At 63.1% G+C, this 8,506-nt stretch carries 11 protein-coding genes; 6 read left to right on the forward strand and 5 right to left on the reverse strand.

Annotated elements, in window-relative coordinates:
- Positions 1 to 351 precede the first annotated feature (351 nt).
- Complete coding sequence (locus AUL36_RS23565; RefSeq protein ID WP_082656035.1) at positions 352 to 498, forward strand: DUF1127 domain-containing protein; 147 nt, start codon at positions 352 to 354, stop codon at positions 496 to 498.
- Positions 499 to 673: 175 nt separating this feature from the next.
- On the opposite strand, the gene AUL36_RS22735 is transcribed toward AUL36_RS23565, so the two are convergent.
- The gene (locus AUL36_RS22735) at positions 674 to 1,057 is read right to left on the reverse strand and encodes a hypothetical protein (protein WP_244497203.1); all 384 of its coding nucleotides are present in this window, start codon (positions 1,055 to 1,057) and stop codon (positions 674 to 676) included.
- Between the two features lie 5 nt (positions 1,058 to 1,062).
- Positions 1,063 to 1,836 (reverse strand): hypothetical protein, encoded by a 774-nt coding sequence (locus tag AUL36_RS22740; RefSeq protein ID WP_244497204.1) that lies wholly within the window; start codon positions 1,834 to 1,836, stop codon positions 1,063 to 1,065.
- Positions 1,837 to 2,120: 284 nt separating this feature from the next.
- Between AUL36_RS22740 and AUL36_RS22745 the strand changes: the two genes are divergently transcribed.
- Complete coding sequence (locus AUL36_RS22745; protein WP_062224518.1) at positions 2,121 to 2,369, forward strand: ribbon-helix-helix protein, CopG family; 249 nt, start codon at positions 2,121 to 2,123, stop codon at positions 2,367 to 2,369.
- 504 nt (positions 2,370 to 2,873) lie between these two features.
- Positions 2,874 to 3,353, forward strand: coding sequence for a hypothetical protein (locus AUL36_RS24370; protein ID WP_062224520.1), 480 nt, complete (start codon positions 2,874 to 2,876; stop codon positions 3,351 to 3,353).
- Between the two features lie 60 nt (positions 3,354 to 3,413).
- Here AUL36_RS24370 and AUL36_RS22755 read toward each other — a convergent pair whose 3' ends face one another.
- On the reverse strand, positions 3,414 to 3,881 hold the full coding sequence (locus AUL36_RS22755; RefSeq protein ID WP_062224522.1) for a hypothetical protein: 468 nt from the start codon (positions 3,879 to 3,881) through the stop codon (positions 3,414 to 3,416).
- Between the two features lie 265 nt (positions 3,882 to 4,146).
- On the opposite strand from AUL36_RS22755, the gene AUL36_RS22760 reads away from it, so the two are divergent.
- Positions 4,147 to 4,431 carry a type II toxin-antitoxin system RelE/ParE family toxin gene (locus AUL36_RS22760; RefSeq protein WP_062224524.1) on the forward strand — a complete coding sequence of 95 codons (285 nt, stop codon included), beginning with the start codon at positions 4,147 to 4,149 and terminating at the stop codon, positions 4,429 to 4,431.
- Complete coding sequence (locus tag AUL36_RS22765) at positions 4,421 to 4,747, forward strand: HigA family addiction module antitoxin (RefSeq protein ID WP_062224526.1); 327 nt, start codon at positions 4,421 to 4,423, stop codon at positions 4,745 to 4,747. Before AUL36_RS22760 ends, AUL36_RS22765 begins: the two co-directional genes overlap by 11 nt.
- A gap of 169 nt (positions 4,748 to 4,916) precedes the next feature.
- On the opposite strand, the gene AUL36_RS22770 is transcribed toward AUL36_RS22765, so the two are convergent.
- Positions 4,917 to 6,890, reverse strand: a complete 1,974-nt coding sequence (locus AUL36_RS22770; RefSeq protein ID WP_062224528.1) for a relaxase/mobilization nuclease domain-containing protein — start codon at positions 6,888 to 6,890, stop codon at positions 4,917 to 4,919.
- A 6-nt stretch (positions 6,891 to 6,896) separates the two neighbouring features.
- Positions 6,897 to 7,298: a plasmid mobilization relaxosome protein MobC gene (locus AUL36_RS22775; RefSeq protein ID WP_062224529.1), complete on the reverse strand. Its 402-nt coding sequence runs from the start codon at positions 7,296 to 7,298 to the stop codon at positions 6,897 to 6,899.
- Between the two features lie 617 nt (positions 7,299 to 7,915).
- On the opposite strand from AUL36_RS22775, the gene AUL36_RS22780 reads away from it, so the two are divergent.
- Positions 7,916 to 8,188 (forward strand): helix-turn-helix domain-containing protein, encoded by a 273-nt coding sequence (locus AUL36_RS22780; RefSeq protein ID WP_062224531.1) that lies wholly within the window; start codon positions 7,916 to 7,918, stop codon positions 8,186 to 8,188.
- Positions 8,189 to 8,506 lie beyond the last annotated feature (318 nt).

Below are 8,506 nucleotides of genomic sequence, written 5' to 3' on the forward strand. Positions count from 1 at the left end.
AACAGGCGACGATTGGGTTTTAGGCATTGAGTTTGATGAACTTGCGGGGGTGAGCGGGCTTCAGTCCTGAGAACCTGTTTGACAACTCGCCGGCTGAGGGCCGGCGAGGGAATTCTTGTCCCCGTGGGGTGCCAAACGCAGTCAATGCCGGCTGCAAGCGAGCCGCATGGCGCAATCCATGCGCCGGCCGCATGTCGGATGTGCGGGCACTCGATAGCCAACAGCTGCAAGGCTCCCCTTCGACCTTTGCGCTACTGGCGGGAGCTGACGAGGCGTAGGTTCTGCGCATCGGAAGAACCAAGCACACGCCGGCCACCACCGATGAGAGGCCGGGCCCGAAAGGAAGACACCATGTCCCTCGCTCGCTCCTTCAGCACCTGGCGCCAGTATCGCAACACGGCCGCCGAACTGAACCGTCTCTCGCAGCGCGAACTTTCGGACCTCGGCATCTCCCGCTCTGACATCCCGGCTATCGCCCGTCAGGCGGTCCGCTCCTAGTTTCCCCCTTTCGCTTCAGCTGGTCCTCCCCCAGCTGAAGCGGACCGGCCGAACGGGTTCCTCCCACCCCTCGGCTTCTCTCAAACGCCCTTGCCGGTCCTCCCCCGGCAAGGGCGTTTTGCGTTGGGGATCGAACTGACAAAGGCGCAGACTGCACACTTGTAGATGTCAGGTTTCAAAGGCTTCTAAACTTCTCGCCACGTTCGGAGACTTCGAACATGGCTCCAGGGCGGACGAGCTTCACCTGCGCTTCAATGCTGTCCCAGACCTGCAGAATTCGGATCATCTGCTTTTGGACTGGCTTCTCAGAGATGGTTCGACACAGGAAGAACCCGATAAGACCTGATGATCGGAAGGCATGAAGCTCGGTCCGGTTGCGAGTGATCCGGCGATCGGCTGAGAGGATAACCCACCCGCCTTCTTGGCTGAGCGCTTGAATCCACGACAGGTCTGTAGTGGCTGGGCCAAACCGCTCGCGAATGTGCTCCACCTGATGGTCGGCGGCGAAGAGTTCCCGAAGGGCGCGGGCGAGGTATGGCGACAGGTGTTCGTCCGCCATGACTTTCACGCTGCCCGCAGACCCTCTTCGAAGTTGACGGCATCACGCACAACACTTGGAGCGACCTCGTAGAGACGCGCCGCTCGATCAACACTTCCCTCGGCCTTCACAGCATCCGATAGGACGATGGTTGGAACACCAGAAGTTGCTGCGATCGGCTGGCCGAAAGCGCGCACCGGATCGAGCACGATGCTCGGTTTGCCTTTGTAGGGTCTCCAGCGGGCAACGGCGTCGTGCTCGATGTCGAGATCCTTGAAGCTGCGCTCGAAGACTGTCTGAAAAACGAACTGCCGCTTCTTCAGGTCAATCAGCTTCGGCTCCTGGCTGTCAGCGGTGCTTTCCATGAAGATGGTCCGTCCGTCTGTCCGGAACCTTTGCGTGGAGAAGGGATGGTCGTCCTGTACGTACTGGCGGGCATAGGCGAGGCAGTTGCGTACCGCCAAGAGACCAACGCCGGCATCTGTGAACGCCTTCACAAAGCGCAGTTCGATCAGATCGCGGAAGCCAATCTCGAGGTGATCCTCGATCATGGCGAGTTGTGAAGTCCATAAGGGTGGCGAGAACGCCCCCTTCGACCCGTGTTTATAGCCTAGCATCCATCGGCGCACGTTCAGGGCCGAAGTGCCAAGAAGACGCGCAGCCTCTGCCGCAGTGTAAGAACCCACGTCGAATGGAATGGCAGTGGAGGGCGCGGGTGCTTGATTCATTGCTCCGGAACCTACTGGAAGATGGGCATTCGACAAGAAGGAAAAGTGACCTGTGATGGGGTCGTGCGGCATGGTTCACGACCTCACCACCAGTGTCATTTCAGCGCCGGCCGATCTGTGCGCGAGAGCAAACAGCGCATTTACCTGTTGCTTCGCGCAACAGGGCTCCCCGGCTTTGCAGGGCTCTTCGCTGGCGGCCTGTCGCTCACTGTCTGCAAAGACAGGATAGGCGAAGATGTTGTACATCCTCGAATGGGGCCTTGCCTGGGGCTGACGCGGCCTCGCACGAAGCGCATGGCATTGCTGGCCCAACTCGCCTACGGTTCGACTAGTCGCAAACCAGACGAGTCGCAGCTATGGCCGCACCCCGTGTCCGCAATCATTCCGAAGACGCTGCCCGCCTCCGCGCGCGCCGCCGCGCCGAAGGCATGACTTCGGTTGAGGCCATTCTGCATCGTGACGACGTGGCATCGCTGGACGCGCTCAAGGCGCAACTCGGCGCATCCTCTCGTTCGGAAGTCCTGCGCGCTTTAATCGCGAAGGCTGACCGGGCCGAACTCTCACCGGCGGACGTGGCGCGGCTATCCCAGCCGAGCGCCACATGACGCCGAACCTCACGAAACCGGAGACGCCATAGGCATAGAAAAGGCCCCGAAGCGGGAGCCGCTTGGAGCCTGATCTGAGAAGCGTGGTTGCCCTCAGAATTAGGCACCTCCGACTTCATCGTCAATCAAAATGCGGCTCGCCCGCCACGGACTTGCTTTGCCTCGCGCAAGGATGGACCGATGACGGCAGAACGACCCCGCGCGCCCCTATTCCGGGCAGCGCCAGCGGATGGGTATTGCCATGGCGGCGACACCCTGCCGGACCTGTTTGCCCTCGCCAGTGAAGGCGCCAGCCAGCCGCATCCCGACTTCCTGGCGCGCGCCGCGATCTGGCGCGACCATGCGGCCGGCCTCATCTCTCGCGCCGAGGCTTCCCACCGATCGGCAGGGGTTGGAACGCCGCAATGCGCCGTGACGCAGGGCATGACGCACCGCGCACCACCCGCGCACCGCCCCCGACACGCCCGCCCCTCGCCAGCCAAAAGCCGCCAGTATGCCCAACCCATGGCGACCACGGCGGCCCGCGACGACAGGCTGACCCCGAACGCCAAGGCATTCCTGCAGGTGTTGCGCGCCCGGTGCGGCAAGGGCCGGGAAACCGCCATCACGAAGGGCACGGCCGGCGCGATCATGTCGCGATCGGCGCGCACGATCCGGCGCTATCTCGTGGATCTGGTCCGCCATGGCTATGTCGAGATCGAGACGCGCCGGAACGCCCGAGGGCTTCACCTGGGCCTCACGGTTCGGTTGACGGCTTTGGTCCTGCCGTTCTTCGAAGAGGCCAAGGGACTGGCGCGCTGGCTGGCCGAGACCCCGAAGGCGGCATTTCCGCCGTTCTCTGGGTCGGTTCTCTCGGGGAATGCAGGGGTGACACTCCTGACACCCAAAAACCAATCCAAAAATCATTCCTCTTCTACGGCCCTCAAAACGGGCAAAGAAACGGCTTGGAAGATAAAAGCAGGCAAAGCCGATCCGCCCGTTTAACGCGCGCTGGCGGGCAAATTTGAGGGAATAGGCAGCTGTTTGGGACCGCAGGGCCGAAACTTAGCCCTTCCACGCCTTCATGAGCCGGGCAAGGCGGCCATCTGGGAGCTGGGGCGCGGCCACTGGTGCCGGTTCTTGTTGCGGCGCTGGAGCTGGGGGCTTCGCTCGTTCGTCGGTCAGGAACCGTTGCGCAGCATCTGCCTGGGCGCGCCAGTGGTCGCGATCCTTCCGCAGGTCTTCCCGGTCTTCCTTCATGTCTGCGATTTGGGCATCGAGCCTACGCACCACTTCTTGCACCGCTTCAAGCTGCGCCTTCAACGTTGCGTTTTCACTGACGATTTCGGGTGGTGCGTCATGCGTCACTGCATCGGTGCGTGGCTCATAGACCCGGAACAGTTCGGCGGGGTGTATTAGGTATCCCCCATCATCCTGGCGCTCGGCGGAGAGCCTGCCGGACTGGATGCTTCGGAGCAGGGTGGACTTAGACCGGCCGACCTCTGCCGCAGCCTGTCTCAGGGTGAGCTTCATGGCGGTGCGTCCTGCGTCATTCGCGATGACATGCACCGATGCACGGCGCGCCTGTGTGAAGCTGGAGGATGGTGCGTGACGCGGTGCAATTTTTCTCGAGGACGCAGTACGCACCAGTTGATGCGGTGCATGAACCGGCCTGTTTAAGGGCTAGAAATTCCGGCACTAAAAGCCGTGGCGGCTATCTTATTTGTGCGCAGCATCACACCCGGCTGTGTGTAAATTGAGGCTTGACACTGTAAGGTTGGCCCTTACACTTATCCACATGATCGAAAGCTTCCGAAGCAAGCCGCTCAAGAGGTTCTGGACCAAAAGCGATAGCTCGGGGCTGAATGCCGCGTGGGTCGATCGCATCGATCGCATTCTCGCTGCCTTGGATCAGGCGTCAAAGCCGGAGGCCATGAAGTTCCCTGGCTTCGGCTTCCACGCGCTGACGGGCAACCTCGCCGGCCGCTATGCGGTCACGGTGTCTCGGAACTGGCGCATCACCTTCGGCTTCGACGGTCAAAACGCGGTCGATGTCGATTTGGAGGACTATCATGGCTCATGAAGAGAACCGCCGGGATCGGGCCCGGCCGCCCATTCACCCCGGTGTGATCCTCAGGGAGGACGTTCTGCCGGCGCTGAAAATGCCTGTCACCACCGCCGCCGAGCGGCTTGGCGTATCGCGGCAGACCCTGCACAGCATCCTGCGCGGCGATAGCGCCGTGTCGCCTGAGATGGCCTTGCGCTTGGGTAAGTTCTGCGGGAATGGCGCGGAGATTTGGACGCGGATGCAGGCCGCCTATGACCTGTGGCACGCCGAGCGCGCGCTTGCAGACCAACTGGACCGCATCGAGCTTGCAGAGCCGCCTATCGCAGCTTGAGCGCCGTGCCGTGCTGGCGAGTGAACCGCAGGCTTTTGGGGAGGATGCCGGGCGCTCTACCCGACGACCCTCAAGGCTTTCGCCACTCTGCCGATCTATTCGGTTTCGCGACGTGCGCGTGACGGTATTCAGGCCATGTCGCGACCAGCTGCATGAATGACGCCTTGCGTCAGAGACCGGGCTCCATGTCGTCGTCCCTCGTGCGGACCCAGCTTCTTCCTCGCTTGGGTTCGTTGGCCATGTCTGGGCTGGGTTGGGATGGCGCAGATGGGCTGGTCGCGGCACCGGCTTCTTTCGCGCCATCGCGCGCGCTCCAGCGCTCCAGAATGTGGACCTCCCACGTCCTTTGCCCGGCTGGAGCTTGGTGAACCACGGTGACCGCTCGATCGGGGTCCTTCTGCGATGGGATCACGGCGTCACGGCCAATGCTTCGCAGATGAACGCGGTCACCGGGCCTTGCCCCGGCCTCTGTGACGGCACGCGCCAGATCGGGCGACCAGACCGTCTTTTCTCCCTGGCCCGTGTCGATCACGGCATAGGAGTTGCCCTGGGCACCCTTTTCGAACTCGTGCGGCGCCAATGCAAAACTCACCAGCTTGCCCGCGAGCTCGAATCGTTCGGGTTGTGCCATTCCGGGGGCTAGGATGCCGTGCTGCGCGAACCGGTCGATCCACCCGGCCGCGACCGCGGCGGCCTCGATCTGCTGGCTGATCCTCAGAACATGATTGGCCGTCGCCCATTCGTCCACCACCTGAGCGTAGGGCTCCTGGAGCGCCGGATGCGGCTCGGGCGCAAAGGCGCGTGACCGCTTCGCCTCGACCCGCCGGACCGTCGCCTCGCCGGCAACGCCGCGCTCCACCAGTTCGGCATGGGCGGCGGTGAAGGGACGCGAGGCCGCCAGATCGATGCGGCGTGTGGCCACCATGGAAATGTCCTGCTCGCGCGCCGCCTCGGCGATCGCCTCGCGGGTCCGCGCCAGATCGGCCTTCGACAGGCGCAGACGCTCACCGCCTTCGCTTTTGTGAACCATGGCCACGTGCACGTGGACATGCCCCTTGTCGTGATGCTGGGCGGCGACCCAGCGGTGACCGGCAAACTCGCGATCCATCACCGCCTGCACCGCCGCGAAGAAGGCGTCGGGATCGGTGCCCTCGCGCGCGCTGAACAGGGCATGGGTCACGTCGCGAGGGCTGTAGGATCCGATCTCGCGCCCCCAGACCCGGGTCTGCGCATTGACCTGGCTGGGTGCCAGGTGATGGCCGGACGCATCGAAGCCAGGACCCCAAGTGCCCTCGGCAAGAAGACCCAGCTGATAGCGCACCCCCTCCACCGCATGGCCCGTCTGCACCAGGGCGAACCGGGAGACCTCGTGTCCGTCTTCGGCAAGCTTTGTGGCGAGGGTCGTTTCCACCCGGCCGAGAGCCTTGGGCGACAGGGGAAGCTTGTGGCCGCGCGCCGACAGGGCGACCACGACCTGAAGCGTGTTGGCGTCCTCGCCCGTGCTCTCCATCGCAAAGGCCAGCCGGCGTCCCTCGAACGCCTCCTGCAACATCTCCGCGATCCGGGAGGGCGCCAGGTCCGAGCCGGTATGCTCGATCACGAACCGACCGACATCCTTGCCCTTCGCATGGGTGCTGAACCGGGACTGCCAGTCGTCCAGAAGGGCATCCCGATCCTCGCCATCGCGCAGAACCTCGCCGCGCTCGGTGACGATCGGAATGTCGTGTTTCTGGCCCGTGCGCTCGTCCTCGCGCGTGCCGAGATAGTTCAGAAGCGCGCCGACACGGCGCGCGCCCGACGCTCCGCTGATGATCTTGAACAGAGCCGGCTGCGCCCCGGTTGCCAGAGTGGCCTTGTTGATGATTGGCCTGAGGTCAGCCGTCTGCGCAGGCGAGACTGCCTCTGGAGCGGACCGCGTGGCCGCTCGGCGCTTCGAGACGGGTGGGGCGAGCGGCTGGCCCTGGGAGCCAGGAGCCCGGCGACGTCTCCATTCGTCCTCGTCGTCTTCCGCAGCCGGGGCAGCGAACGGGCTGGGAAGAGAGAACGAGCGGCGTGCGGGCGTACGTGTATAGGCCGCGCGGAAGGTCTCCACGCGCGCGGCCACGCCTGCGATCTCGTCCAGGAACCCCGCCATGCCTGCCATGCCGGACTATCCCTCCCTGGCGAGACGTTGGCGGGCGCTCTGTTGTGCCAACCGGGCGGACTGCTTGAGGGTCTGCTGCATGCCCGAGACGATCCGGGACACCAGAAGCAGGCCTTCGGAAAGCTCCTTCTGGAAGTGAGCCCGCCCTTCATGCAGGGCGCGAACGGCCTGGTTGAGGTTCACGCCGATGCGACGCAGTTCCTCGCCGGAGGCTTTCAGGGTCTGGATCGCCTGCGCGTCGGGCACGTCGGGTAGGCCGGAGGCGGTCCGGATGAGCCTGCGCAGCATCTGGCTCTGGCTCGTCTGGTGCTCGTGGGCGAGCGCGGTGAGGCTGGCATGCTCGGCCTGGGTCAGCCGGAGCGAGACCATCACGCGCAGCTTTTCCTCGTCGCAAACATCCTTGGGCACGTGTCATGGCTCCCTGGCCGCATGGCCTTTCGCGATGTGTAATACATCATCACATATCCTGCCATAACAAACACACTTCGAAAGACCCCACATGCCCATTCCTCACATTCCCCACAAACTGTGAAAAGGGTGAAAAGGGTGACGCTTTTCACAAAATGTGGGACATGCACACATCGCACATTTCCCACATTCGCCACACAAACCGCTGGCTTTCGACGTGGAGTGGCCGAGCTGCTGCCCATCGGCGCTACAACGATGCGTCGCCTTCCGTCTCCGTTCGCACTACAATCGGAGTGTGAACGCGGAGGATGGAGATGGACACCGTTGATCCTCTGATCTGGTTTCTTCTTGTCGCATTGGCAGCAGGTTCCGCCATGGCCCTATGGGCCACCATAATAAGCCGACGCTTCGACATAAAGTTCGGCCGCGAACGGGATGGAACCAAGGCACCTTAGGACGCCAGCGCCTGACGCACCGCGTCCGGCTCCCGTTCGATCACCCGAAGAAGCGCGTTGGTCACCTGCTCAGGCTTTCGGCGTCCTTGTTCGTAAGCTTCCATTCATTGGACATGCACAGGTCACGGAAGCGGCGTGTTGCTGCCTGAAGGAGAAGTTGAAATGAGCGACGATATGGAACTCATCCACGGTAGCGGTAACGTCTTCCGCGACTTAGGGCGTCCCAATGCGGACCTTTTGCAGGCTAAGGCGCTGATAGCGTCTGAAATCCTCAAGATACTGGATGAGAGGGAATGGACGACGCGCAAGGCACAGGAGGCAACCGGCATCAGCCATGCCGACTTTTCGCGCATTCGCAGCGTAAAGCTGTCACGCTTCACTATCGACAGGCTGATGAGCATTTTGAGGCAATGCGGCCGGTCTGCGCGACCGTGAACGCTAGTGGTCTGACGAACGGCAGGGCGATGGCGACGTGGGCGACGATTGTGGCGGCCGACTTCGAAGCTATGGCTCTCGCCATGATGCGAGCGAACCCAGACGCGGCGCGTGAGCCATTCCGCATCGCTCAGGACGCCATTGCCCCCACAGGATAGGCCGGCCTGTCCCATATGGATGGCAGTCCCAAGGCGCCTGTCACATCGTCGGGTAACGATCATGGTGCGCCGGTTTCGGTGTCACAACGCCGCGCCGCACAGGGGTGTGCCCAAACGAGTCCGATCGAACGGGGCAACCCAGATCCCGCCGCTTCGTTAC

Source organism: Aureimonas sp. D3, from assembly GCF_001463805.1.
Classification (GTDB): Bacteria; Pseudomonadota; Alphaproteobacteria; order Rhizobiales; family Rhizobiaceae; genus Aureimonas; species Aureimonas ureilytica_A.

Excerpts from the sequence above, each read along its gene's own strand:
- AUL36_RS22755 (WP_062224522.1), bottom strand. The coding sequence starts at position 3,881 with ATGAAGCTCACCCTGAGACAGGCTGCGGCAGAGGTCGGCCGGTCTAAG.
- AUL36_RS24370 (WP_062224520.1), top strand. The coding sequence starts at position 2,874 with ATGGCGACCACGGCGGCCCGCGACGACAGGCTGACCCCGAACGCCAAG.
- AUL36_RS22740 (WP_244497204.1), bottom strand. The coding sequence starts at position 1,836 with ATGCCGCACGACCCCATCACAGGTCACTTTTCCTTCTTGTCGAATGCC.
- AUL36_RS22780 (WP_062224531.1), top strand. The coding sequence starts at position 7,916 with ATGAGCGACGATATGGAACTCATCCACGGTAGCGGTAACGTCTTCCGC.
- AUL36_RS22745 (WP_062224518.1), top strand. The coding sequence starts at position 2,121 with ATGGCCGCACCCCGTGTCCGCAATCATTCCGAAGACGCTGCCCGCCTC.
- AUL36_RS22770 (WP_062224528.1), bottom strand. The coding sequence starts at position 6,890 with ATGGCAGGCATGGCGGGGTTCCTGGACGAGATCGCAGGCGTGGCCGCG.
- AUL36_RS22760 (WP_062224524.1), top strand. The coding sequence starts at position 4,147 with ATGATCGAAAGCTTCCGAAGCAAGCCGCTCAAGAGGTTCTGGACCAAA.
- AUL36_RS22765 (WP_062224526.1), top strand. The coding sequence starts at position 4,421 with ATGGCTCATGAAGAGAACCGCCGGGATCGGGCCCGGCCGCCCATTCAC.
- AUL36_RS22735 (WP_244497203.1), bottom strand. The coding sequence starts at position 1,057 with ATGGCGGACGAACACCTGTCGCCATACCTCGCCCGCGCCCTTCGGGAA.
- AUL36_RS23565 (WP_082656035.1), top strand. The coding sequence starts at position 352 with ATGTCCCTCGCTCGCTCCTTCAGCACCTGGCGCCAGTATCGCAACACG.